General features: G+C 28.0%; 1 protein-coding gene. It reads right to left on the bottom strand.

Translation table 11 applies throughout. From position 1 onward, the window contains the following. Positions 1–29: 29 nt before the first annotated feature. A partial coding sequence (locus DWZ53_RS11390) for an IS3 family transposase (protein WP_233541894.1) occupies positions 30–747 on the bottom strand: 718 nt, incomplete at its 5' end.

Genomic DNA, 747 nt, shown 5'->3' with positions numbered 1-747 from the left:
TGGATTGTCAACACTTTTTTGGACACTTTTTATGAGAACGCACGATATTCAATAGGTGTCTTATATCCTAGTGAACCATGAATTCTAATATTGTTATACCAATTTACATAATCAAACAATTCTATTTCTAATTCTTCAAAATCATCAAATATTCTATTAAATGCAAATTCTGTTTTTATTATCTTATAGGTTGCTTCTGCTACTGCATTATCATATGGACATCCTTTTGCACTAAGTGACCTATCTATTTTAAAAGTATCTAGTACTTCATCTATAATATTATTTTTAAATTCATTTCCTCTGTCTGTATGAAATATTTCAATTTTATTTAAATCATATTTTATTGTAGTTATTGCTTTTCTAACCAAACCAGCATCCTTATGTTTCCCTGCTGCATAGCCTACAATTTCCCTGTTATATAGATCTAACATTAAACATATGTAATTCCATTTTCCTGCAACATTGACATAAGTTAAATCACTTACAATTACTTTCATTCTTTCTTCTTGATTGAAATTTCGTTTTAACTTGTTATCTATTTTATCGTTATTGCATGTCTGTTTATGCACTTTATATTGTTTGACTGTGTACGTTGATACAAGGCCATTTTCCTTCATGATACGTCTAATTCGTCGCTTACTGGCTATAATACCCTTTTTCTTCAATTCAACTTTGATTTTTCTAGATCCATAGTTATTACGACTATTTTTAAATATTTCTTTAATATGTTGAGTTAGTTTTTCTTCT

The sequence above is a fragment of the Coprobacillus sp. AF33-1AC genome (assembly GCF_003475785.1).
In the GTDB taxonomy this organism is placed as follows: domain Bacteria; phylum Bacillota_I; class Bacilli_A; order Erysipelotrichales; family Coprobacillaceae; genus Faecalibacillus.
Note: the sequence above shows the minus strand (reverse complement) of the source record. Positions and strands in the feature narration are given on the sequence as shown.